We start from the raw sequence: 24,023 nt of genomic DNA, 5'->3' as shown, positions 1-24,023 counted from the left end.
CAGTAGGTTGGAGGAATCTGCTGACGGAGAAGCCACCATGCCCGAGTACAAAGCTCCCCTGCGCGACATGCGCTTTCTGATCGATCACGTCTTCGACTTCCATACCAACTACGCCACTCTCGGCGCGCATGACGCCAGCCCGGACATGATCAGCGCGATCCTCGAAGAAGGCGCGAAGTTCTGCGAGAACGTGCTGGCCCCGCTCAATCGCAGCGGCGACGAAGAGGGCTGCCATTTCGACAACGGCGTGGTGACAACGCCTACAGGCTTCAAGCAGGCCTTCGCACAATATGTCGAGGGCGGCTGGCATGGATTGGCGGCCGATCCGGCTTACGGTGGCCAAGGGTTGCCGAGTTCGCTGGGGCTGGTGATTAGCGAGATGGTCGGCTCCAGCAACACGTCCTGGGGCATGTACCCCGGCCTGACCCACGGCGCGATGTCGGCGATCCACGCCCACGGTACCGCCGAGCAGAAAGACACCTATCTGAGCAAACTCACCGCTGGCCAGTGGACCGGCACCATGTGCCTGACCGAAGCCCACTGCGGCACTGATCTGGGCATCATCAAGACTCGCGCGGTGCCACGGGCCGACGGCAGCTACGCGATCACCGGCAGCAAGATTTTCATCTCCGCTGGTGAGCATGACCTGAGCGACAACATCATCCATCTGGTCCTGGCCAAGCTGCCGGACGCACCGGCCGGAACCAAGGGCATTTCCCTGTTTATCGTGCCCAAGTTTCTGCCCGATGCAGCAGGCGAAGCGGGTGAGCGCAACGGCGTTTCCTGTGGCTCGATCGAGCACAAGATGGGCATCAAGGCTTCTGCTACGTGCGTGCTGAATTTCGATGCCGCCACGGGTTACTTGATCGGCGAGCCGAACAAGGGCCTCAACTGCATGTTCACCATGATGAACCATGCGCGGCTTGGTACTGGCATGCAGGGGCTGTGTCTGGGCGAGGCGAGTTTTCAGGGCGCGATCAAGTACGCCAATGACCGCCTGCAGATGCGCGCCCTGACCGGTGCCAAATCCCCGGAAAAACCTGCCGACCCGATCATCGTTCACCCCGATGTGCGACGCATGTTGCTGACCATGAAAGCCTTCAACGAAGGCAACCGCGCGCTGACCTATTTCACTGCGCAGATGCTCGATGTTGCGCACCTGAGCAGCGATGCCGATGCGCGTCAGGAGGCCGAAGACCTGCTGGCGTTCCTCACGCCGATCTGCAAGGCGTTCATGACCGACACCGGGCTGGAAGTGACCAATCACGGCATGCAGGTATTCGGCGGCCACGGCTTCATTCGTGAGTGGGGCATGGAGCAACTGGTGCGCGATTGCCGGATTGCGCCGATCTACGAAGGCACCAATGGCATTCAAGCGCTCGACCTGCTCGGGCGCAAGGTGCTGGGCAGTCAGGGCAAGCTGCTGCGCGGCTTTACCAAAATCGTCCACAAGTTCTGCGCAGCGAACGCCGAACATGCGCAGCTGGGCCGCTTCGTCGCGCAACTCAACGGGCTCAACCAACAGTGGGGCGACCTGACCATGAAGGTCGGCATGGCGGCCATGAAGAACCCGGACGAAGTCGGTGCTGCGTCGGTGGATTATCTGATGTACAGCGGCTACATCATCCTGGGCTACCTGTGGCTGCGCATGGCGTTGGTTGCTCAGGCACAGCTGGAGGCGGGCGAGGGTGAGGCTGATTTCCTCAAGGGCAAACTGGCGACGTGCGAGTTCTACTTCAAGCGCTTGCTGCCGCGTACGGCTGCGCATCAGGCGGCGATCGAGGCGGGGAGTGATTGTTTGATGAATCTGCCGGCGCAGGCGTTTGCTTTGTAGAGCAGATCGAAAGATCGCGGCGATCTTTTTCCGGTGACCAAAAATAACAAATCAGTCACCGGTTGACCCTATGTGTCGCAAAAGTTGTTGAGGTACACTCCGGATCAACGAAAACATCATTCCACGAACCACCTGTTTAGATCTTGCGAGGTTTGCCATGGCTGACTACAAAGCGCCGCTGCGCGATATGCGCTTCGTCCTCAATGAAGTGTTCGAAGTCGCCAAACTCTGGGCCGAGCTGCCGGCGCTGGCCGAGACCGTCGATGCCGAAACCGTTGAAGCGATTCTCGAAGAGGCCGGCAAGGTCACCAGCAAAAGCATCGCGCCACTGAGCCGTGCTGCTGACGAGGAAGGTTGCCATTGGGCGGACGGTGCCGTCACCACGCCGGCCGGTTTCCCACAGGCCTATCAGACTTATGCTGAAGGCGGCTGGGTCGGTGTTGGCGGCGATCCGGCCTACGGCGGCATGGGCATGCCCAAAGCCGTGTCGGCGCAGGTCGAAGAAATGGTCAACTCCGCCAGCCTGGCGTTCGGTCTGTACCCGATGCTGACCGCCGGCGCCTGCCTGTCGATCAATGCCCACGCCAGTGAAGAACTGAAAGCTGCGTACCTGCCGAACATGTACGCCGGCATCTGGGCCGGTTCCATGTGCCTGACCGAGCCGCACGCCGGCACCGACCTGGGCATCATCCGCACCAAAGCCGAACCTCAGGCCGACGGTTCCTACAAGGTCAGCGGCACCAAGATCTTCATCACTGGTGGCGAGCACGACCTCACCGAAAACATCATTCACCTGGTACTGGCCAAGCTGCCTGACGCGCCGGCCGGTCCGAAAGGCATTTCGCTGTTTCTGGTGCCGAAGTTCATGGTCAATGCCGACGGCAGCCTCGGTGCGCGTAACCCGGCCAACTGCGGTTCGATCGAGCACAAGATGGGCATTCAGGCCTCGGCGACCTGCGTGATGAACTTCGACGAAGCCGTGGGTTATTTGGTCGGCGAGCCGAACAAAGGCCTGGCCGCAATGTTCACCATGATGAACTACGAGCGCCTGGGTGTTGGTATTCAGGGCCTGGCCACGGGCGAGCGCTCTTATCAGAACGCTGTTGAATATGCGCGCGACCGTCTGCAGAGCCGTTCGCCGACCGGTGCGCAGAACAAGGACAAAGTCGCCGACCCGATCATCGTCCACCCGGACGTGCGACGCATGCTGCTGACCATGAAAGCCTCGAACGAAGGCGGCCGTGCGTTCTCCACGTATGTAGCGATGCAACTGGACACCGCCAAGTTCAGTGAAGACGCGACCACCCGCAAGCGCGCGGAAGATCTGGTGGCGTTGCTGACGCCGGTGGCGAAAGCCTTCCTGACCGACCTGGGTCTGGAAACCACTGTCCACGGCCAGCAGATTTTCGGCGGCCACGGCTACATCCGCGAGTGGGGCCAGGAGCAACTGGTGCGTGACGTGCGCATCACCCAGATCTACGAAGGCACCAACGGTATTCAGGCGCTGGACCTGGTCGGGCGCAAGATCGTTGGCAGTGGCGGCGCGTTCTACCAGCTGTTCGCTGACGAGATCCGCCATTTCACCGCAACCGCCAGTGCTGATCTGGGCGAGTTCACCAAGCCGTTGAACGATGCCGTCGACACCCTCGACGAGTTGACCGCGTGGCTGCTGGACCGGGCGAAAAACAATCCGAACGAAATCGGCGCGGCCTCGGTCGAATATTTGCAAGCGTTCGGCTACACCGCTTACGCCTACATGTGGGCGTTGATGGCCAAAGCCGCGCTGGGCAAGGAAGCGCAGGAGGATTTCTACGCGAGCAAGCTGGGCACCGCGCGCTTCTATTTCGCCCGTCTGCTGCCGCGTATCCACTCGTTGAGCGCGTCGGTCAAGGCCGGTAGCGAGTCGCTGTTCCTGCTGGATGCGGCACAGTTTTGATCCTGTAGACGTCATGTAAGCATTTGCTTACGTGACGTGCTGCTGTTCTCCCATATCCGTATATTGGATCCACGGCTAATCTACATTTCATGGACGTCGCGCAGGAAGCGCAAAGTAAACAACACGGACACGTAGGATTCTGCCAGGGTGGCGGAGTGAAATGGATGTCAGGGAAACAGTCTGCAAAGCCCCGCTTCGGCGGGGTTTTCTTTTGCCTGAAGAAAAGTTTCAGGCGAGCGGATCAAGGGGCGGCTTCGTTTCGCGGTCGATCACCTCTTCAAGCAATGTCCGCAGCAATGCCAACGAGGCCTGCTGGCGTTGCACATCACGGCACACCAGGCCAACTTGCAACGGCACCCGTGGTTCGCTCAGCGGTTTCCATAGCAGATCTTCATCGTCATATTCCTTTTGCGAACGTCCCGGCAGCACCGTTGCCAGCCTGGTGTGCGGCAGGCTATCGAGAATCCCCAGCATAGTGTTCAACTCGGCCTGCACCTGCGGGCGTCGTCCGAGGCTGGTCAGTTGTGCCTGCCAGATCTGTCGGATCTGGAACTCTTCGCCGAGCAGCAACATGGGCAGCTCAGCAGCCTGGCGCATCGAGACCTTCTTGAACTCGCGCAAGGGATGGTCCGCCGGGATGACCAGCGTCAGTTCATCTTCGTACAGCAACACACCGTGCAGACCGGGTTGGCGCGGTGGCAGATAGCTGATGCCGATGTCCAGGGAACCATTGAGCAGACGCCGTTCGATTTCCAGCCCGGTCAGTTCATAGATTTGTACCACCAGATGCGGCTGCGCCTTGCGCACACGCTCGAGCATCTGCGGCACAAGGCTGGTGTGCACCGTTTGCAACACACCGATCGCCAGTGTGCGCAGTGCCTGACCCTTGAAACTACCCAACGCCTCGCGCGCCCGCTGCAAGCCATCGAGCAATGGCAACGCGTGGTTGTACAGCGTATGCGCAGCGAGGGTCGGCAGCAGGCGTTTACTGCTGCGTTCGAACAGGGTTACGTCGAGGTTCTGCTCCAGCTGACGGATCTGTTGCGACAGCGCCGGTTGCGAGATCGACAAGCGCTCAGCCGCACGGCCGACATGGCCTTCTTCGTAGACCGCGACGAAATAACGCAGTTGTTTGAAATCCATAAGTAGCGCTTATCGAAATGGCTGAGAAATCGAAATGGCCTGAAGCCGTTTGCGCGCCTAGTCTAACCGCATTCACAAGGCTTGCAGGGCCAGAAAGCGTGACGAGTTCCATTTGCTTCGTTCGTGATTACATAGGCAGTTCAAAAAACCTCCAGCGAGGTTTTTCCGCATGAATCTGTTCAGTTTGCGGCGTCAGACGCCGAGTCTGGATGACCTCTGCTTCGAGGCGGGGCCATCCGCTATGACCGACCATCTCAATGCCCAACGCCTGATGCCCAGCGTCGATCGGCCGCAACAAGTGTTCGTTCGCGGCCAGGGTTCATGGCTATGGGACAGCAACGATCGCGCCTACCTCGACTTTTCCCAGGCCGGCGGCGCCAACAGCCTTGGCCACAGCCCCACGGCGCTGGTCAAAGCCATCGCCAATCAGGCCCAGGCGCTGATCAATCCAGGCTGCAATCTGCACAATCGCGGCATGCTCAGCCTCGCCGAGCGTCTGTGCGCCAGCACGTCCAGCGAACAGGCGTATCTGCTCAACAGTGGCAGCGAGGCTTGTGAGGCGGCGATCAAACTGGCGCGCAAATGGGGGCAGCTGCATCGCGGCGGCGCCTCGCGGATCATCATGGCTGAGCAGGGTTGTCATGGCCGCAGTCTGGCGACGATTGATCGAGTGCCATTCAACGACCTGCCGGCGCTGCATGCGGCGGTGGACGCGCAGACCGTGGCGATCATGCTGGAGCCGATCCAGAGCGATGCCGGGGTCATTCCCGCGACCGGGCACTACCTCAAAGGGGTCGAGCGACTGTGCCGTGAACTGGGCATTCTGCTGATTCTCGACGAAGTGCAGACCGGTATCGGCCGCTGCGGCAGCTTGCTCGCCGAACAGTCCTACGGTATTCGCAGCGATATCGTCGTGCTCGGCAAAGGCCTCGGCGGCGGCTTGCCGCTGGCGGCCTTGCTGGCGCGAGGCAAGGCCTGTTGTTTCGCCATCGGCGAGCTGAGCGGCACCCATCACGGCAACGCATTGATGACGGCGGCCGGTCTGGTAGTGCTCGACAGCATCCATGACCGCAGCTTTCTCCAGCAGGTTAACGACAGCGGCCAGCATTTGCGCGAAGGCCTTGCGCGACTGGCGCACCGCTACGGCCACGGCGAGTTGCGCGGCCAAGGCCTGTTTTACGGGTTGACGCTGTCCGACGAATGCGCCGACGCCGTCGTCCATGCCGCACTTCACGAAGGCCTGATATTGAACGCCGCGCAGCCTGACTGCCTGCGCTTCACCCCGGCCCTCACTGTCAGCAAAGCCAACATCGACGAAATGCTCCTGCGCCTGGGCCGCGCCTTCTCGCGAGTGCGCACCGCCCAAGTGCAATGTCGCAAGGGCATTGCCGTGTGAGCTGAGCAGCCCCAACCGATTACCCGAACCGTCTCGCGGTATAACGCACGCCCCACGCCTGATTCTTTTGGCGTGGGGCGTTTTTTTGTGGTGCTGGCGATCAAATAGCAAGCGTAATGAACCCTGACGAACGGCGCGTGTCGATTAGCTTGTATGGCTCAAGTGAGCCAACCCCCATTCAGGAGCTGCCCCATGGATTTCATTCGTATCATCATCGCTATTCTGTTGCCGCCACTGGGCGTGTTTCTGCAGGTCGGGTTTGGCGGGGCGTTCTGGCTGAACATTCTGCTGACGCTGTGCGGCTACATTCCAGGGATCGTGCATGCGGTGTATATCATCGCCAAGCGTTGAGTCCAGTGGCGTCTGATCAATAGCTATCGCGGGCAAGCCCGCTCCCACAGTGTTATGAGTGATCACAATTTTTGTGTACACCAAATAACCTGTGGGAGCGGGCTTGCCCGCGATTGGAGCGACGCAGTCTCAAAGTGAGGGCTCAGTCAGTTAGCCCCATCACCCGCCGATAAAACGTCCACTCCTGCTCCAGCGCATGTGCCTGGTTGGCCGCGCGGCGGAAGCCGTGGCGTTCGTCAGGGTAGTAATGCGCCTCGACCGGGATGCCGTTGTGCTCCAGCGCCGCGACCATGTCGCGGGTTTGTTGCGGCACGACCACCGCGTCCAGTTCACCTTGAAAGAAACTCACCGGCACGCGAATGTTGTCTGCGTGCAGCAGTGGCGTGCGGGAGGCATAGCGTTCGGCATCTCCTTCGGGATCGCCGATCAGCCAATCCAGATAATCGCCCTCGAACTTGTGCGTGGCCCGGGCCAGCGCGACCGGGTCGCTGACGCCGTAGAGGCTGGCGCCTGCGCGGAAAACCTGTCTGAACGCCAGCGCACACAGCGTTGTGTAGCCACCCGCACTGCCGCCGCGAATGAACGCGCGGTCACCATCGATCAAACCTTGGCCAGCGAGATAGCTGACCACCGCGCAGGCATCCTCGACATCCACCTCGCCCCAGCGCAGATGCAGCGCTTGGCGATATTCGCGACCATAGCCACTGCTGCCGCGATAGTTGAGGTCGGCGACAGCAAAGCCGCGCTGCGTCCAGTACTGGATGCGCGGGTCGAGTATCGGATAGCACGCCGACGTCGGGCCGCCGTGGATAAACACCACCAGCGGAGGTTTCGCTTCACCGCTCATGGCCGGGTAAAAGAAACCGTGCGCCTCGCCGGAGCCGCTCGGATAACGCAAGGTCTGCGGACGGCTGATGCGTTCGGCAGGCAATGGAGCCACGCCGCCAGCGAGGATTTTCACGGCATGCGACACACGATCAATGGCGATCACTGCCGACGGGCTGGTCGGCGATGCAGCGATGCAATAGATGAATTGTTGATCCATCGCCAAGTGGCGGAAGCGGCTGTAGTCACCGCTGAAATCTTCACTTCCAAGGGCCAGGCGACCGAAACCATCCTCGCTCCAACTGGCTAAAAATTGATCACCGACAGGCAGCCACGTGCAGCCGCCTAGCTGCCACGGCGCGGGCGCGTGATCGGCCGCGACGCTGGCCAGCGCTTTCAGGCCATCGGTCGTTTCGCCCCACGGCTGCCAGTAGCCGTCACGGTCCGTCAGGCAATAGAGCCGCCCATCAGCGTCGAATCGCGGCTGCTGGATCGACTCCTCCATCTGCGTACCGGCAACACAGCGAGGCGCAGAAAAATCGCCTTGCGCGACCATCAAGCGCGTCGAGGTCCACGGCTGATGCGGGCGACTCCACTCGATCCACGCCAGCCGCTGGCCATCGGGGCTGAGCGTTGGTGACGCATAAAAATCCGCACCCTCGGCCAGCACCTGTCGCGTACCGGTCGCCAGATCAATTGCCACCAGGCGATGCCGATCCTGCTGCTCTTCAACCGCCAATACCCGGCCAGCGGCGAATTGCAGATCGCCGTAGCGGCAGTCAGTCGACGTCAGCGCGACCGGCTCGCCATCCAGCGCCTGCCGATACATCTGCTGATCCGCTTCATTGACGAAAACCACCCCGTCAGGCGTCAGACAAAACGCACCACCGCCATATTCGTACACGCGGCTACGCACGCTGAAGCCGTCCGGCGTCAGACTTTTCGCTGCGCCATCGCGCCAATGCCAGATCCGGCATGCGGCATCCTCGGGGCGGTATTCATTCCAGAACACACCATGGGCGCCGAGCTGCAGTTCGGCGAAGTCGGTTCCGGCGGCGACGGCTTGGGCGGCGCTGAAAGGCTCAGCCCTTGGCGATGAGGCGTGAGTTTCGTTCATTGCGAAAGGCCAATTGTTCGATGGTTTGAGTGGCGGTCTCGGCTTCTTCGCGGGCCTTGAGGATCACGCCGTGATGTTCGGACTTGCTGCACACCGGGTCGGCATTACTGGCATCACCGGTGAGCGTGAACGCCTGGCAACGGCAGCCGCCGAAGTCTTTTTCTTTCTCGTCGCAAGAGCGGCATGGCTCGGGCATCCAGTCGTAACCGCGAAAACGGTTGAAGCCGAACGAGTCATACCAGATGTGCTGCATGCTGTGCTCGCGCACGTTGGGAAACTGCACCGGCATCTGGCGGGCACCATGGCAGGGCAGGGCGGTGCCGTCCGGGGTGACGGTCAGAAAGATGCTGCCCCAGCCGTTCATGCAGGCTTTCGGGCGTTCTTCGTAATAGTCCGGAGTGACGAAAATCAGCTTGCACGGATGCCCTTCGGCTTCCAGCCTGGCCCGGTATTCGTTGGTGATGCGTTCGGCGCGCACCAGTTGCTCCTTGGTCGGCAGCAGGCCAACACGGTTGAGCTGCGCCCAGCCGTAGAACTGGCAAGTGGCGAGTTCGACGAAGTCGGCCTCCAGCGCAATGCACAGTTCGATAATGCGGTCGATCTTGTCGATGTTGTGCCGATGGGTGACGAAGTTCAGCACCATCGGATAGCCGTGGGCCTTGACTGCGCGAGCCATTTCCAGCTTTTGCGCAAAGGCCTTTTTCGAACCGGCGAGCAGGTTGTTCACTTGCTCGTCGCTGGCCTGAAAACTGATCTGGATGTGATCGAGCCCGGCCTTTTTGAAGTCGCTGATTTTCTGCTCGGTCAGGCCAATGCCGGAGGTGATCAGGTTGGTGTAGAAACCCAGCTGCCGCGCTTCATGGATCAGTTCGGCCAAGTCCTGACGCACCAGCGGTTCGCCGCCGGAAAAGCCCAATTGCGCCGCGCCCATCTCCCGCGCTTCGCGGAACACCTTGATCCATTGCTCGGTGGTCAGCTCTTTGCCCTGCTCGGCGAAATCCAGTGGGTTTGAGCAATACGGGCATTGCAACGGGCAACGGTAGGTCAGCTCGGCGAGCAGCCACAGCGGCAGGCCGACTTCAGGTTTTGGCGGGACTTGCACGGACGAATCAGGCAAGTTCGATCCAGTGCTGCGCACGGGCAACCTCCATGAATTGCTCGATGTCGTCACCAAGCTCGGGCACGCCGGGGAACTGCTCGTCGAGTCTGGCAATGATCGCCGCGACATCGCGTTCACCATCAATCAAGCCGCCGATCAGTGCGGCGCTGTCGTTGAGTTTGATCATGCCTTCAGGGTAGAGCAGCACGTGACCCTTTTGCGCCGGCTCGTATTGGAAGCGATAGCCCGGGCGCCAGCTCGGCACTTTGCTGCGGTCGAAACTCATAAGATGATTCCTTTATGCCAGACCCGTTGTTCGGTCACGCTGTGATACGGCGGACGGTTCAGTTCGTAGGCCATGCTCATGGCATCGAGCATGCTCCAAAGAATGTCCAGTTTGAACTGGAGAATTTCCAGCATGCGCTCCTGGCCTTCGCGGGTCTTGTAGTGCTCGAGGGTGATCGCCAGCCCATGTTCGACGTCACGCCGCGCCTGACCGAGGCGGGTGCGGAAATATTCATAACCGGCCGGGTCGATCCATGGGTAATGCTGCGGCCAACTGTCCAGACGCGACTGGTGGATCTGCGGCGCGAACAGTTCGGTCAGCGAGCTGCTGGCGGCCTCCTGCCAACTGGCGCGACGGGCGAAGTTGACGTAGGCATCGACGGCGAAACGCACGCCGGGCAGCACCAGTTCCTGGGAGCGCAATTGGTCCGGGTCGAGGCCAACAGCCTGGCCCAGACGCAGCCAGGCTTCGATGCCGCCATCTTCACCGGGTGCGCCGTCGTGGTCGAGCAGGCGCTGAATCCACTCGCGGCGGATTTCCCGATCCGGGCAATTGGCGAGGATCGCTGCGTCCTTCAGGGGAATGTTCACCTGATAGTAGAAGCGGTTGGCGACCCAGCCCTGAATCTGCTCGCGGGTCGCGCGGCCTTCGTACATCGCCACGTGGTAAGGGTGGTAGATGTGGTAGTAGGCGCCCTTGGCGCGCAGGGCCGCTTCGAATTCGGCGGGGGACAGCGGGGTGTCGGTCATGTCTGTTCTCCGGAAACAACCCTGGAAATCTCTGGTGTCTGTCAGGACGTCATCGCTGGCAAGCCAGCTCCCACAGGTTTTGTGTACGGCACAGATCCAGTGTGGGAGCGAGCTTGCTCGCGAAGAGGCCGGTCGCTACAACACAATACTCATGCCGTCGTACGCTACTTCAACGTCACGCCGCGCCAGTTCGGCACGCTCCGGCGAATCCTCGTCGAGGATCGGGTTGGTGTTGTTGATGTGGATAAGTACCTTGCGCTGCTCGGGCAACTGCTCCAGCACTTCGAGCATACCGCCGGGGCCGTTCTGCGCCAGATGGCCCATCTCGCGACCGGTGCGGGTGCCGACGCCACGGCGCTGCATTTCATCGTCATCCCACAGCGTGCCGTCGACCAGCAGGCAATCGCTGCCCGCCATGATTTCCAGCAACGGCGCATCGACCTTGCCCAGTCCCGGCGCGTAGAACAGCTTGCCGCCAGTGTTGAGGTCTTCAACGATCAAACCGATGTTGTCGCCCGGATGAGGATCGAAACGGTGCGGCGAATACGGCGGCGCGGCGCTGCGCAACGGCAACGGGGTGAAACGCAGATTCGGGCAGGCGGCTACGGTGAAGCTCTGGTCGAGCTCGATACGGTTCCAGTCCAGCCCGCCGTTCCAGTGGGTGAGCATCTTGAACAGGGGAAAACCGGTGCTCAGGTCTTCGTGAACCATGTCCGTGCACCAGACCTGATGCGGGCAGCCTTCGCGCAGACTCAGCAGGCCGGTGGTGTGGTCGATCTGGCTGTCCATCAGGATGATCGCGCTGATGCCGGTGTCGCGCAGCGCCCGGCCCGGTTGCATCGGGGCGAAGCTTTGCATTTGCGCGCGGATGTCCGGCGAGGCATTGCACAGCACCCAGTTCACGCCGTCATCGGAAATGGCGATGGACGATTGGGTGCGGGCCTTGGCATTCAGGCTGCCGTCGCGAAAGCCTGCGCAGTTGACGCAGTTGCAGTTCCACTGCGGAAAACCGCCACCGGCGGCCGAACCCAGAATCTGGACGAACATGAACGCTCCATCATTTCAACGCGGAAAATAAAACGCCTCGGCGAGCCGAGGCGTTGCACTGCGATTCTGCGTAGGCAGAACTCAGCGGCTTGCGAAGTACATGGTGACTTCGAAGCCGATACGCAGGTCGGTGTAAGCAGGTTTGGTCCAGGCCATGAGATGTCTCCTTCTGAGGGTTGGGATAGCGCTATCCATAGTTATAGTCCACGGCAGCGCGGTGATGTTCCAATTAGTTAGGCGGCTATGTTACTCAAAATTTCAACGCCGTGACCCGTGAATCTTTGAGAAAGCTCCTTGCAGCCTCGGTAATGATCAGTTTGCCGCTTGCCACGGTGTGCCCGGCATCGATTCATTGGCCAGGCAATGCCAGCCACTCTCGGCATTGATCAGGCGCTGCGCAGCGGCCAGCAAAGCCTGGCGATCGAGTTGCCGGATCGCCGTGACCAACTGCTCCCGGTAATCCGACGAATGGCCGACAAGCTTGCCTTGCCAGAGGAGTTCGGCGGCATCCTTGGTGGACAGTGTGGTGTCGTCGAACTGATCGGCGAGGCTTTGACGCTGTTGCTCGAGGCTTGCTTCATCGAGCGTTTCGATCAACGCGGGAATGCTGTTGAAGAACTCCTGAATGTATTCGAGCAACTTGCCCGCCGGGTTCGTCGGCGATTGCACGCCAAAGACAATCGCGGTCATGCCGTGCAACTGGCGCAGCGCGCTGAACACGGCGTACCCCAATTGCAATTCGACACGCAGGCGCTGATAGAAAGGCGTCTGGTACAACTGAGCCAGAAGGCGCCACGCTGCTTCATCAGCGATGTCGCTGCTGGCAGTCGGGCAGATCAGCAGCAAGGCGTGTTCGCTGGAGGCCGTGTTGATCTGGCTCCAGTGGTACTTGCCTTGGGCGATCGGTGTCACCGGTAGCTGATTGTCCGGTGTGCCGGGAATGCGGCTCAGCGCCAGGCCCAAGGCTGACTGGGTTTGTTGGTTAAGGCCTAGAGCGAGGCCGTCCCAGCGCGAAGTTGTCCACAGCTGATTGGCGTCATCGCTGGTTTCAATCGTGGGCAGGGATTTCTCTGGCAACGCTTCGAGTAGTTGGCGGATCGGCATCGACGGTATCTGCACCTCGTCGCGCGGCGAATCGGCGCCGATCATCGTCAGACATTTCAGCGCATGCTCGAGGACGCTGGGCATCGGTTCCTGTAGTCCGGTCATTTTCAGCAGGCATTGGTTACCTGCGGCGCTGAAAGACAAGTCCACTCCGGCTTCGGACGCATCCTGTCGGGTCTGGCGCAGACTGCGCTGCAATCTTGCGCGCAGATCGGCGCTGGCCGCCGTCTCGACCTGCCAGCGCAGGTAAATCGCGCCCTCATCGCTGTTGTCCGGCAGCGCCTGGCTGAACTGCATGGGCGATCGCTCGCGGCGACTGCGCGAGCGATCCTGGGCGAAGGTGCGCAGGCCACGGTGGGCGCTGGTCTGGCCGCGAATCAGCCCGGCGTTTGCCAGTGGCTCGCTGGCTCGCAGAAAAGGATTGGCGGCGGGCAGATGCCAATGATCGCTGAAGTTATCCACAACGCCGATTTCGCGAAGGATGTGCTCAAGTGCGGCAGCGCCGGATTCGGACAGGCCGAATGCTTGCTGCTCAATGTCTAGGCGCGCCAGTTGCAACGCGCCGCTGACTTGCTGCTGGCGCTGAAGCAGGGCGGCGTATTCCTCGCGCAACGGCGTCCAGTCCTGACGGGCGAAGAAGCTCAGCCAATCCAGCAGCCGTTCGTGAATGGCGTTCAACTGCTCGCCGTCGGCATGGAATTGAAGATGCAGCAGCGCTTGGCCGGCGAACTGGTAAAGCGGCGTGGCTTTCAGGCTGTCAGCCAGATTCTGTTGATGCAGGTATGCGAGCAATCCACCAGGTTTTGCGCTATTCAACCAATGACAGAGAAAGGCCATCGCCTCGGCGGATGACTCGGGCAATGCGTCGAAAGCAAATAACAGGTTCGTGTGAACGCCGACCTGTTGATAACTTTTCACTGCCAACGGTGGCGGTGCGGCCTGGGCAACTTTATCCCCAACCGGCAACACCGCTGCGAATTGCTGCGCCAGCTCCCCAAGCTCATCGATACTTTGTGGCCCGACCAGACTCAGGCTCATTTGCCCGGTTCGATAAAAGCGCTGATGGAGATCTTTCAGCGCCGACTGAAACCCAGGCGATTCGACCTGCAAGCTGTCCCGATTGCCCGCATGAAACCCACGCAACGGGTGCTGCGCGGGTAAACCTTCATACAGGGCAAACTGCTGCTGTGCTGTCGGATCCTGCGACCAGGCGACAAATTCCGCCTGCAGCACTTCCCGTTCACGCAGTTGATCGTCCCGATTCATCCGTGGCCGGGCGAGCATGTCTGACAGACGCTCGAGCCCCGCGCTGAAGGACGACACAGGCAACTCGAAGAAAAAGTCCGTGGTGCGCTCACGGGTGCTGGCATTCACTTGGCCGCCGTGACGTTGCACGTAGGCCATCAGCCCTTCGTCTGTGGGAAAACGCTCGGTGCCGAGAAACAGCAAGTGCTCGAGAAAATGCGCCAGCCCCGGCCATGCCAATGGCACGTCATGGCTGCCGGCCGCCACGCGCAACGCGGCAGCGCTGCGCTTGAGACCGGGCACGTGGCGCAGGGTCACGCGCAGGCCGTTGGCCAGGGTTTCAGAGTGGGGGCGGGGATGAGTCGGCGCGGGCATGGGCACTTCCAGAACAGTGAAGTGCTCATGCTAGCGGATTAGCGGCGGTTGAGCGCGCCGTAAAGCTCCGGGCGGCGATCGCTGAGATAGCGATTGGCCTGGCGTGAATCGTTCATCAGTTGTCGGTCCAGTTCGCCGACGATCAACGCCTCGTCCAGACCTGCCAGAGCGATGCGGCTGCCGTCCGGCGCGGCAATGCTGCTTTGCCCGCAATACTGGATATCGCCTTCATGTCCGCAGTAATTGGCGTAAGCCACGTAGCACTGGTTTTCGAAGGCGCGGGCACGCACGGTGACATCGGCAACGAAATCGAACGGAATCATGTTGGCCGTCGGCACCACGATCAGCTCGGCGCCGGCCAAGGCCAGGCGCCGCGCGTTTTCCGGAAACTCCAGGTCGTAGCAGATCAGGAAGCCGAGCTTCCAGCCGTTCAATTCAACCACCGGCAAGTCGGAGTCACCGGGGCTGAACATCGACCGATCGAGGTCGCCGAACAGATGCGACTTTCGATAGTTGCACAGGCGCTCGCCGTGGGCGTCGATCAGTTGCACGGCGTTGTAGATCTGCCCGTCGGCGGTGCGCTCCGGGTAGCCGTAGACAATCGCCAGACCGGCAGCCTTGGCAATCCGGCCGATCTGCTGCGCCCATTCACCGTTATAGACCTCGGCCAGCGTGCCGACCGCTTCGGCGCCGATGTTGTAGCCGGTCATGAACATCTCCGGCAGCACCAGCAGATCGGCGCCTTTGGCCTCCATCGCTACTTGATGCAGGCGATGCAGGTTGGCGGCGGGGTCCAGTGGCAGCGGTGGACATTGGTAAACGGCTACGCGCATCGGGGAATCCTCTTACTCGGGCAGGGCGATAGGGCCGATGTCTTTGAACACATCACCCGGGCCGGGGTTCTCTTTATGTGTGGATCCGCCGAAATGTTTCATGATGCCCCACACCGCGTTGAGCGAAGTCTGCACCGCGCCTTCGACCCACGCCGGTGTCCACGACACGTCGTCGCCGGCGATGAAAATCCCGCGCTGTTCGGCCGGCATGTCGTCCTGCATGAAGTGCGCATACATGCGCTGGTTGTAGCGGTAATGGCCGGGCAGGGCGCCTTTGAAGGCACCGAGGAAATACGGATCGGCTTCCCACGACACGGTGATCGGATCGCCGATGATCCGCGCGGCGATGTCGACTTTCGGGTAGATCTTCTTCAGCGCGTTCAACGCCAGCTCAACACGTTTCTCCACCGGATGCGGGAGCATTTTCAACGCGTCGCTCATCCACGAGTACGACAGGCAGATCACCCCCGGCTTGTCGTCGCCGTTGTCGAACAGATAGGTGCCACGGGTCAGGCGATCGGTGAGGGTCATGCTCATCACGTCGCGGCCGGTCTCCGGATCCTTGTCTTTCCAGAATGGCCGGTCGACCATCACGAAGGTTTTCGACGACTGCATGTAGCGCGTGCGGTCGAGGGCCATCCACATCTTCTGCGAGAACAGGGTTTCATCGCATTCGATCTGAGTGGTCAGCAGCCAGCTCTGGCAGGTTGTCAGGACGGCGGCGTATTCGCGGGTGTCACCGTTGTTGTCGGTAACGGCGAAACGGCCCTCCGGTGCATGAGCAATTTTCTTCACGCCGGAACGCGGCGCGCCACGGTGCAGGGATTTCAGGCTGGTGCCGGCCGGCCAGTGCACACAGCGCTCCGGCACATGGCGCCAAATGCCCTGTGGCACCTGCTCGACGCCACCGACCACCAGGTGTTGGTGATCGTCGCAATTGGTCATCACCACGCGGAAGATTTCCAGCATCGAATTGGGGAAGTCCGAATCCCAGCCGCCGGTGCCGAAACCGACCTGCCCGAACACTTCGCGATGCTGGAACGACAATTTGGCAAAGGCTTTCGAGGTGGCGACGAAGTCATAAAAGGTCCGGTCGTCCCACAGCGGCACCAGCTTGTTCCACAGCTCTTTCAGGCGCGGCACATCGCGATCGCGAATGGCTTGCTGGATATCGGAGAACTGCGAACCGGCTTCCAGCGCATCTGCCCAGGCGTCAGCGACTTCCTGGAACAAAGCAGGAAGATCCTTCAGGCTTTCGGCGTAATAGGTTTCGCCTTCCAGATCGATCACGGTACTGCCCGAAGCACCGGTCAGCGGGTTGGGGAAAGGCTTGGTTTCGAGGCCGAGCTTGTCCACGTAGTGATAGAACGCCGTGGAGGACACTGGAAAGCGCATGCCGCCAAGCTCCGCGACGATGGCGTCGGTACCGTTGAAGGCTTGCGAGCGCAGACGACCGCCGAGTTTCGACGCCTCGTACACCACCGGTTTCAAACCGAGTTTCATCAGTTCATACGCAGCCACCAGACCGGCAATGCCCGCCCCGACAATCGCCACCTCAGCGCCATGGTGCTGCTCGGGAATGCTCCCCAGGCCGGCGGGATGCTCGATCCAGTCGTCAAACGCGAACGGAAAGTCCGGACCGAAAATGGTGACTGGTTTTTTTCCGTCTGCAGGATGGCGGTTGTTCTTGTTCATGGCTGACCTTGTTGACGACCCGACGCAGGATTCGCGTCTGAGTATAGGAAAAGATGTCAGCCATTCTAGGGAGCGTGGAGCGCGTTAATAAGACGCAATGTGTCGTCGTTTTGCCTGATTATTGTGCAGATTGACGATTTCAGGCTGCATACCGACCAAAATGTGGGAGCGAGCCTGCTCGCGAAGAGGCTCTGAAATTCACCCGAGAAGCTCGATCAAAATCTTAAACCGGCTGCCCCCGATCTATCTTGCTACTCAGAATGATCGACGTCGTGGTCTTCTCCACCCCATCGACACTGCCAATCTGATCCAGCAGCTGATCGAGCTGCTCCGGCGAATCGGTGCGTAACCACGCCACATAATCAAACTCGCCACTCACCGCACACAACTGCTGCACCTGCGCCATCGCACTCAAACGCCGCAACACGTCCTTGCCGGAACGCGGCTGCACCTTGATCCCGACGTACGCCTGCAAGCCACCATCGACCACACGCTGACCAAGACGCACGCCATAACCGGTGATCACTCTGGCCTTTTCCAGCCGGGCCAGGCGCGACGTCACCGTCGTGCGAGCAATGCCTAGCTGACGGGCGAGCATGGCCACGCTTTCGCGGGCGTTGATTTGCAGCGCGGCGATTAGCTGACGGTCGATTTCGTCGAGGATGGGTTGGCGGGTGTCTGGCAAGGTGGGCTCCGATGGCGTGGGCGATGAGATTGCCGATGGTACAGGGTCAAGCGCATTGGGGCATATTTGGAACCCATCGCTCGATGAGAGGGATAACGGCTGTGACGGTTGCTCTTGTCAGGTTCAAGGGCTATGATCGGTACGTCAGCACAGACCGGAACTTTGTAAGCAAAGGGTGTTGATTTCGGTGGCGCAAGCCACTCCTAGCCAGTGAGCGGGATAAGCGGGAAACCGTAAAAGGACAGGCCGATATTTCAGATTTACAGAAAGCCCCGTTGCGCACGCATCGGGGCTTTTTGCTTTCTCTCACACGGATTTTTGTCTAACCGCTCAAAACCGCAGCTTAGGATCTTTCCTACAGCTCTGGTTAGGTCTTCCGAACATTGCGCCCGCCGAGACGAAACCCAACCACTCGCCCACAAAAAAGCCGCGCATCAAGCGCGGCTTTTAATTTGGTGGGCCCACACGGACTCGAACCGTGGACCAAAGGATTATGAGTCCTCTGCTCTAACCAACTGAGCTATAGGCCCTCAGTAGGCCGCGGATTATAGCGACGGTTTCGCGGCTGTGCTATCCGAAAAATCCGATACGGTTATATGCAGAAACGTCGCGGCGAATTCGTCCGGGGGCAGCGGCAGGCTGACGATGTAGCCCTGTATCTGTTCGCACCCTTCAGCAGCGAGGAATTGTTGTTGCGCCTGGGTTTCCACGCCTTCGGCAATCACGGTGAATTGCATGCTGCGGCCGAGCGCGATGATGGCGCGCACAATGGCCGCGTCGTGGGGATCGTCAGGCAGTCCGCGGACGAAGGACTGGTCGATCTTGAGGATGTCCAGCGGCAGGCGTTTGAGGTAGCTGAGCGAGGAGTAGCCGGTGCCGAAGTCATCGATCGCCAGTTGCACGCCGAGGTGTTTGAGCTGGTGCAGCACTGCCAGCGCCTCTTCGGCCTGACTCATGATGAAATTCTCGGTAATTTCCAGTTGCAGTAAATCCGGCCTGAGGCGGTTGTCCTTGAGCAGTTGCTCGATGCGCACCAACAGGTTCGGCTGACGCAGCTGCGCGCCAGCGAGGTTCACCGAGAGCGGCCCCAGCGGTTGGTAGATTCGGCTCCACTCGAACATTTGCCGGCAAGCGGTCTCCAGCACCCAGTCACCGATCTGCAGGATCATGCCGTTCTCTTCGGCCAGCGGAATGAAATGCTCGGGCGGCACGTCGCCGAAGGTTGGGTGGCGCCAGCGAATCAGCGCCTCTGCACCGACCAGACTGTGGTCGACCAGGCTGATTTTCGGTTGGTAATAGAGAAACAGCTCATCGCGCTCGATGGCGCGGCGCAGTTCGTGTTCCAGCGCTACGCGCTCGCTGGCCTGGGCGGTGAGGTCGCGGGTGTAGCTTTCGACGCGGTTACGCCCCTTGGCTTTGGAGCGGTACATCGCCGCGTCCGCGTTTTTCACCAGGGTGGCGACATCGCAGCCGTCGCGGGGATAGAGGCTGGTGCCGATGCTCGCGCTGATAAAAAACTCGTGTTCGCCGGCCTGGAACGGCGCACCGAAGCAGTTGAGCAGTTTCGTCGCGATGTTGTCGGCATCGCTGGCTTGCTGCAGGCCCGGCAGCAGAATGATGAACTCGTCGCCGCCCAATCGCGCGACCGTGTCGATATCGCGCAATTGTTCTTTCAAGCGCACGGCAATGCCCTTGAGCAACAGGTCGCCGACCGGGTGGCCGAGGCTGTCGTTGATGTGTTTGAAGCGGTCGAGATCGAGAAACAGCACCGCGCCCTGGCCGCCATTTTCCTGCTGGCTGGTCAGGGCCATTTGCAGGCGGCTCTCGAACAAGGTGCGGTTTGGCAAGCCGGTGAGCGGGTCGTGGTGAGCCTGGTAATCAAGCTTGGCCTGCGCATGCTTGAGGCTGGAAATATCGGCGAACACCGCGACGAAGTGAGTGATGAACTTGTCGCGATTGCGCACGGCGCTGATGGTCAGCCAGCTCGGGTACAGCTCGCCGTTCTTGCGCCGGTTGGAAATCTCGCCTTGCCAGTGGCCTTCGTCAGTCAATTGGTGCCACATCGCCGCGTAGAAAGCGCTGTCATGCAGCCCTGACGCCAGCAAGCGTGGCGTGTGGCCCAGCGCTTCACTTTCGCTGTAACCGGTGATTTCGGTGAAAGCGCGATTGACGGCGCTGATGTGTTGTTGAGTATCGGTGATCAACACGCCCTCGGCGGTGCTCTCGAAAACGGTCGCGGCCTGCTGCAGTTTTTCCTGCATGAGATGGCGTTCGGTGATGTCGCGGGCGATGGTCAGCATGCAATCCTCGTCGCCGATCGGCAGCGGTCGACTGGACACTTCGCACAGGCGAATCTGCCCGTCGCTGCGACGGATGTGGCAAGTGAAGTCGCGGACAAACCCGTCGCGCTTTAGCAGATCGAGCATCTGCTTGCGTTCGTTGAGGTTGACCCAGATACCCAGGTCCAGTGTCGACCGATCCACCGACATGGCGCTGTTGAAACCGGTGATGCGGCTGAAACCTTCGTTAACCTCCAGCAGCAGGCCGTCGCTCTGGCGCGACAGCAACAGGCCGTCGGGCGACGCATGGAAAGCCTTGGCGAATTTCTCTTCAGAGGTTTGCAGTTGCTGTTGGGTTTCCTTGAGCTGGCTGATGTCGCGAACTACCACCACCAGCGCCGGGGTGGTGTCGAGGTCGAAAGGCTCGGCGGAAATCAGCCCGGTGAACAATTGGCCGTTGTTGCGGCGAAAGGGCATTTCCAGATTACGGATGCTGCCGGCCTGCAAACGCTGCAAGAGGCCCGGCCCGACCCCGGGAATGCCCCAGATATTGAGGTTGGTGGCGGTCTGGCCGATCACATCCTCGGCCCTGAGGCCGATCTGCTCCTCGAAGGCCTCGTTGACCTCCAGCAGGCAGCCGTCGGACAGGCGCGCAATCACCAGAATGTCCGGGCATTGCTCAAACACCGAAGCGAACTTCTGCTCGGACAGCCGCAGCGCTTCTTCGGTGCGTTTGATTTCGCTGATATCGATCATCAACCCGCGCATCACCGGTTCGTGGCCATGCTCGATCAGGCTGACAATGTCGCGCACCCACAGGCAGCGGCCGTCGGCGGTGATCACGCGATAATCGACGATGTGATCGCGGCCCTGGCGCAGCGCTTCCCTGCAATAGTTTTGCGTGCGGGTCAGGTCGGCCGGGTGAATGATGTTGTGCCAGAAACCCGGAATCAGCCAGTGAGACTGTGGATACCCGAGCAGGTCTTCAGCATGGGGCGACACATAGCTGTAGGTGAAGTCGCTCATCCGCGCTTCCCAAGCGATCGCCGACAAGCTCTCCACCAGACCGCGATAGTGATATTCGCTGCTGCGCAGTTCTTGTTCGAGGTCGATGCGCCGGCTGATTTCCGAGCTCAGGCGGCGGTTGATACGAATCACCACGGCCAGCACCGTCATCAACAACAACAGACCGGGCAGGCCATACATCAGCAGATCTGACCAGAATGTGCGGTGGTCGAGCACATTACCGACCCAATGTTCCTGAATGCTGCTGATTTCCGCCGGTGTCATATCGGCCAGGACTTTATCGAGGATGCCCACCAACATCTTGTTATCGCGAGGCACGGCCATTGCCAGTTGATAACGATACGGGGTTTCGCCGCTGACGTAGAGGCCGTCGAGTTTGAGCTGGCGCAGGCTCCACACGCTCGAAGCCAGATCGCCGACCACCGCGTCCACTTCGTCAGTCGCCAGGGCTTGCAGCGCCGAACTGACATTGGGCATGGCCACCAGATTCAGATCGGGATGGTGAGTGCGCAGCAGTTCGTGGGGGGCATAGTTTTCCACTACGGCGATTTTCAGACCGTACAGGTCGTCGAGTTTGCGCGGCTGGGCGCCGCCCACATGGGCGAGGATGACGATCGGGAAGTCCAGGTACGGCCGGGTAAACGACAGATAGTTCTGGCGCTCCGGCGTGGACATGATTCCCGGCAGCAAATCGATCTTGCCTTTTTTGACCTGCTCCAGCACCACTGTCCAGCTTGCTGGCTCGATGGGCGTCAGCTTGATCGCCAAACGTTGGCGAATCACGTCGATATAGTCAGCGGCGAGACCCTGGTAGCGGTTCTGGTCGTCACGAAATTCGAAAGGCGGCCACGATGCATCAACACCCAGGCGCAAGTCAGGGTGAGCCGCCAGCCAGCTGCGTTCTTCATCGGTGAGAGTCAGCGCGTCAGCCGTGGCGGTGCAGATCATCAATGACAGCAGAAAAAGCACGGGCGCCAGTCTGGGCATAACGCTCTCGTCAGGGCTTGAAGTGATTGTTTCGAGTGTAGACGGGGTACGCGGCGGGGAGGGCGGAGCGGGGAATTTAATCTGCCATAAAACAAAACCCCCGGCCTGGGCCGGGGGTTCTGGTATCACTCGTCGAGGAAGGAGCGCAGATGCTCGCTTCGCGTCGGGTGGCGCAGCTTGCGCAGCGCCTTGGCTTCGATCTGACGGATCCGCTCACGCGTTACGTCAAACTGTTTGCCCACCTCTTCGAGCGTGTGGTCGGTGTTCATGTCGATACCGAAACGCATGCGTAGTACCTTGGCTTCACGGGCAGTGAGGCCGGACAGCACTTCGCGAGTCGCTTCCTTCAGGCTTTCCACTGTGGCGACATCGATTGGCGACTGCATGGTCGAGTCTTCGATGAAGTCGCCCAGATGGGAGTCTTCGTCATCACCGATCGGGGTTTCCATGGAGATCGGCTCTTTGGCGATCTTCAGTACCTTGCGGATCTTGTCCTCAGGCATTTCCATGCGTTCGCCCAGCTCTTCCGGAGTCGGTTCGCGACCCATTTCCTGCAACATCTGCCGGGAAATACGGTTGAGCTTGTTGATCGTCTCGATCATGTGCACCGGGATACGGATGGTGCGCGCCTGGTCGGCGATCGAGCGAGTGATCGCCTGACGGATCCACCAGGTGGCATAAGTCGAGAACTTGTAACCGCGACGGTATTCGAACTTGTCCACCGCCTTCATCAGGCCGATGTTGCCTTCCTGGATCAGATCGAGGAATTGCAGGCCGCGGTTGGTGTACTTCTTGGCGATCGAGATCACCAGACGCAGGTTGGCTTCAACCATCTCTTTTTTCGCGCGGCGGGCCTTGGCCTCACCGATCGACATGCGACGGTTGATGTCCTTGATTTCTGCGATGGTCAGGCCGGTCTCGGTTTCCAGCGCAATCAGCTTCTGCTGGCAACGGATGATGTCCGGCTGCACGCGACCGATAGCTTCGGCGTACTTGCTCTTGCCTTTGGCCAGGGCGTCGGACCAGCTTTCGTCGACTTCGTTGCCCGGGAACTGACGCAGGAAATCGGCGCGCGGCATACGTGCATCACGTACGCACAGCTGCATGATCGCGCGCTCTTGCTGACGCAGGCGATCCAGGGCACTGCGTACACGCTCGACCAGGGCTTCGAATTGCTTCGGCACCAGTTTGATCGGCATGAACAGCTCGGCCAGGGCCAGCAACTCGGCAACGGCTGCCTTGTTGTGACGACCGTGCTTTTTCAGGGCCTTGCGGGTGATTTCCATCTGGTCGGCGACGGCACCGAAGCGCTGCGCAGCGATGACCGGATCCGGACCGCTTTCGGCTTCTTCTTCATCGTCGGAAGATTCGGCATCATCGTCGTCGGTATCGTCGTCGGCCTTGACGGCTTTCGGGTCAACCGGCGGCGGCACTTCTGCCGCAGGCGGCGCGATGCCGTCGTCCGGGTCGATATAACCGCTCAGGACGTCGGACAGGCGACCACCTTCGGTGGTGACGCGGGTGTACTCGGAGAGAATGTGGTCAACCGTGCCTGGGAAGTGCGCAATCGCGCTCATCACTTCACGAATGCCTTCTTCGATCCGCTTGGCGATTTCGATTTCGCCTTCACGGGTCAGAAGCTCGACCGTACCCATTTCACGCATGTACATGCGCACCGGGTCAGTGGTGCGACCGATATCGGTCTCCACCGCCGCCAACGCAGCGGCTGCTTCTTCCGCAGCGGCCTCGTCGGTATCGGCGTCGGCCAACATAAGGGCGTCCGCATCCGGAGCACTCTCGTGTACGGGGATCCCCATGTCGTTAATCATGCGGATGATGTCTTCCACCTGCTCCGGATCTGAAATATCCTCGGGCAGGTGGTCGTTGACCTCGGCGTAAGTCAGATACTTCTGCTCACGACCCAGTTTGATCAACTCAATAATACGAGACTGCTGTTGCGCTTTTCCGGACATAACACCCTATCCACTGAAGGTCTTGGCGGGCAAAAAAC

17 protein-coding genes and 1 tRNA gene are annotated in these 24,023 nt (G+C 60.4%); 4 read left to right on the top strand and 14 right to left on the bottom strand.

What is annotated here, in order from left to right; all coding sequences use genetic code 11:
* Window positions 1–37: 37 nt before the first annotated feature.
* Both PSH90_RS24230 and PSH90_RS24225 read left to right on the top strand, forming a co-directional pair.
* The gene (locus tag PSH90_RS24230; protein WP_252878998.1) at window positions 38–1,834 is read left to right on the top strand and encodes an acyl-CoA dehydrogenase C-terminal domain-containing protein; all 1,797 of its coding nucleotides are present in this window, start codon (window positions 38–40) and stop codon (window positions 1,832–1,834) included.
* A 157-nt stretch (window positions 1,835–1,991) separates the two neighbouring features.
* Complete coding sequence (locus PSH90_RS24225) at window positions 1,992–3,770, top strand: acyl-CoA dehydrogenase C-terminal domain-containing protein (RefSeq protein WP_041476717.1); 1,779 nt, start codon at window positions 1,992–1,994, stop codon at window positions 3,768–3,770.
* A 228-nt stretch (window positions 3,771–3,998) separates the two neighbouring features.
* On the opposite strand, the gene PSH90_RS24220 is transcribed toward PSH90_RS24225, so the two are convergent.
* Complete coding sequence (locus tag PSH90_RS24220; protein ID WP_150743545.1) at window positions 3,999–4,913, bottom strand: LysR family transcriptional regulator; 915 nt, start codon at window positions 4,911–4,913, stop codon at window positions 3,999–4,001.
* A 169-nt stretch (window positions 4,914–5,082) separates the two neighbouring features.
* Here PSH90_RS24220 and PSH90_RS24215 point away from each other — a divergent pair, with 169 nt between their 5' ends.
* On the top strand, window positions 5,083–6,309 hold the full coding sequence (locus tag PSH90_RS24215; RefSeq protein ID WP_305381640.1) for an aspartate aminotransferase family protein: 1,227 nt from the start codon (window positions 5,083–5,085) through the stop codon (window positions 6,307–6,309).
* A 192-nt stretch (window positions 6,310–6,501) separates the two neighbouring features.
* Window positions 6,502–6,660 carry a YqaE/Pmp3 family membrane protein gene (locus tag PSH90_RS24210; RefSeq protein WP_003228885.1) on the top strand — a complete coding sequence of 53 codons (159 nt, stop codon included), beginning with the start codon at window positions 6,502–6,504 and terminating at the stop codon, window positions 6,658–6,660.
* A gap of 142 nt (window positions 6,661–6,802) precedes the next feature.
* Here the strand turns inward: PSH90_RS24210 and PSH90_RS24205 are convergent, their stop codons facing one another.
* From PSH90_RS24205 to rpoD, 13 genes are all read right to left on the bottom strand, one after another.
* Window positions 6,803–8,602 carry a S9 family peptidase gene (locus tag PSH90_RS24205; protein WP_252868389.1) on the bottom strand — a complete coding sequence of 600 codons (1,800 nt, stop codon included), beginning with the start codon at window positions 8,600–8,602 and terminating at the stop codon, window positions 6,803–6,805.
* Window positions 8,568–9,740, bottom strand: a complete 1,173-nt coding sequence (gene pqqE, locus PSH90_RS24200) for a pyrroloquinoline quinone biosynthesis protein PqqE (protein ID WP_305381639.1) — start codon at window positions 9,738–9,740, stop codon at window positions 8,568–8,570. The genes PSH90_RS24205 and pqqE overlap by 35 nt, the downstream gene beginning before the upstream one ends.
* The gene (gene pqqD, locus PSH90_RS24195) at window positions 9,712–9,987 is read right to left on the bottom strand and encodes a pyrroloquinoline quinone biosynthesis peptide chaperone PqqD (RefSeq protein ID WP_041476711.1); all 276 of its coding nucleotides are present in this window, start codon (window positions 9,985–9,987) and stop codon (window positions 9,712–9,714) included. Before pqqD ends, pqqE begins: the two co-directional genes overlap by 29 nt.
* Complete coding sequence (gene pqqC, locus PSH90_RS24190) at window positions 9,984–10,736, bottom strand: pyrroloquinoline-quinone synthase PqqC (RefSeq protein ID WP_039757691.1); 753 nt, start codon at window positions 10,734–10,736, stop codon at window positions 9,984–9,986. Before pqqC ends, pqqD begins: the two co-directional genes overlap by 4 nt.
* Window positions 10,737–10,871: 135 nt before the next feature.
* A complete protein-coding gene (gene pqqB, locus PSH90_RS24185; protein WP_305381638.1) occupies window positions 10,872–11,783 on the bottom strand; it encodes a pyrroloquinoline quinone biosynthesis protein PqqB in 912 nt (303 codons plus the stop codon).
* A gap of 81 nt (window positions 11,784–11,864) precedes the next feature.
* Entirely contained in the window at window positions 11,865–11,939 is a 75-nt protein-coding gene (pqqA, locus tag PSH90_RS24180) for a pyrroloquinoline quinone precursor peptide PqqA (protein ID WP_003444522.1), read from the bottom strand.
* Between the two features lie 156 nt (window positions 11,940–12,095).
* Window positions 12,096–14,507 (bottom strand): pyrroloquinoline quinone biosynthesis protein PqqF, encoded by a 2,412-nt coding sequence (pqqF, locus tag PSH90_RS24175; RefSeq protein WP_305381636.1) that lies wholly within the window; start codon window positions 14,505–14,507, stop codon window positions 12,096–12,098.
* Between the two features lie 38 nt (window positions 14,508–14,545).
* Window positions 14,546–15,340, bottom strand: coding sequence for a carbon-nitrogen hydrolase family protein (locus PSH90_RS24170; protein ID WP_252877002.1), 795 nt, complete (start codon window positions 15,338–15,340; stop codon window positions 14,546–14,548).
* Between the two features lie 12 nt (window positions 15,341–15,352).
* Window positions 15,353–17,035, bottom strand: coding sequence for an NAD(P)/FAD-dependent oxidoreductase (locus tag PSH90_RS24165; RefSeq protein ID WP_024014552.1), 1,683 nt, complete (start codon window positions 17,033–17,035; stop codon window positions 15,353–15,355).
* Between the two features lie 223 nt (window positions 17,036–17,258).
* Window positions 17,259–17,720 carry an Lrp/AsnC family transcriptional regulator gene (locus tag PSH90_RS24160; protein WP_041476707.1) on the bottom strand — a complete coding sequence of 154 codons (462 nt, stop codon included), beginning with the start codon at window positions 17,718–17,720 and terminating at the stop codon, window positions 17,259–17,261.
* 453 nt (window positions 17,721–18,173) lie between these two features.
* Window positions 18,174–18,250: transfer RNA gene (locus tag PSH90_RS24155), tRNA-Ile, on the bottom strand.
* Between the two features lie 15 nt (window positions 18,251–18,265).
* A complete protein-coding gene (locus tag PSH90_RS24150) occupies window positions 18,266–22,012 on the bottom strand; it encodes a bifunctional diguanylate cyclase/phosphodiesterase (protein ID WP_305381634.1) in 3,747 nt (1,248 codons plus the stop codon).
* 125 nt (window positions 22,013–22,137) lie between these two features.
* Window positions 22,138–23,985, bottom strand: a complete 1,848-nt coding sequence (rpoD, locus tag PSH90_RS24145; RefSeq protein ID WP_024014550.1) for an RNA polymerase sigma factor RpoD — start codon at window positions 23,983–23,985, stop codon at window positions 22,138–22,140.
* Window positions 23,986–24,023: the final 38 nt, after the last annotated feature.

Origin of the sequence: Pseudomonas sp. FP1762 (assembly GCF_030687105.1) — a bacterium.
In the GTDB taxonomy this organism is placed as follows: domain Bacteria; phylum Pseudomonadota; class Gammaproteobacteria; order Pseudomonadales; family Pseudomonadaceae; genus Aquipseudomonas; species Aquipseudomonas siliginis.
This window is presented reverse-complemented; position numbering and strand designations above follow the sequence as displayed.

Excerpts from the sequence above, each read along its gene's own strand:
- PSH90_RS24165 (WP_024014552.1), bottom strand. The coding sequence starts at position 17,035 with ATGAACAAGAACAACCGCCATCCTGCAGACGGAAAAAAACCAGTCACC.
- pqqB (WP_305381638.1), bottom strand. The coding sequence starts at position 11,783 with ATGTTCGTCCAGATTCTGGGTTCGGCCGCCGGTGGCGGTTTTCCGCAG.
- pqqC (WP_039757691.1), bottom strand. The coding sequence starts at position 10,736 with ATGACCGACACCCCGCTGTCCCCCGCCGAATTCGAAGCGGCCCTGCGC.
- PSH90_RS24205 (WP_252868389.1), bottom strand. The coding sequence starts at position 8,602 with ATGAACGAAACTCACGCCTCATCGCCAAGGGCTGAGCCTTTCAGCGCC.
- pqqD (WP_041476711.1), bottom strand. The coding sequence starts at position 9,987 with ATGAGTTTCGACCGCAGCAAAGTGCCGAGCTGGCGCCCGGGCTATCGC.
- pqqF (WP_305381636.1), bottom strand. The coding sequence starts at position 14,507 with ATGCCCGCGCCGACTCATCCCCGCCCCCACTCTGAAACCCTGGCCAAC.
- PSH90_RS24150 (WP_305381634.1), bottom strand. The coding sequence starts at position 22,012 with ATGCCCAGACTGGCGCCCGTGCTTTTTCTGCTGTCATTGATGATCTGC.
- PSH90_RS24225 (WP_041476717.1), top strand. The coding sequence starts at position 1,992 with ATGGCTGACTACAAAGCGCCGCTGCGCGATATGCGCTTCGTCCTCAAT.
- rpoD (WP_024014550.1), bottom strand. The coding sequence starts at position 23,985 with ATGTCCGGAAAAGCGCAACAGCAGTCTCGTATTATTGAGTTGATCAAA.
- PSH90_RS24220 (WP_150743545.1), bottom strand. The coding sequence starts at position 4,913 with ATGGATTTCAAACAACTGCGTTATTTCGTCGCGGTCTACGAAGAAGGC.
- PSH90_RS24210 (WP_003228885.1), top strand. The coding sequence starts at position 6,502 with ATGGATTTCATTCGTATCATCATCGCTATTCTGTTGCCGCCACTGGGC.
- PSH90_RS24230 (WP_252878998.1), top strand. The coding sequence starts at position 38 with ATGCCCGAGTACAAAGCTCCCCTGCGCGACATGCGCTTTCTGATCGAT.
- PSH90_RS24215 (WP_305381640.1), top strand. The coding sequence starts at position 5,083 with ATGAATCTGTTCAGTTTGCGGCGTCAGACGCCGAGTCTGGATGACCTC.
- PSH90_RS24170 (WP_252877002.1), bottom strand. The coding sequence starts at position 15,340 with ATGCGCGTAGCCGTTTACCAATGTCCACCGCTGCCACTGGACCCCGCC.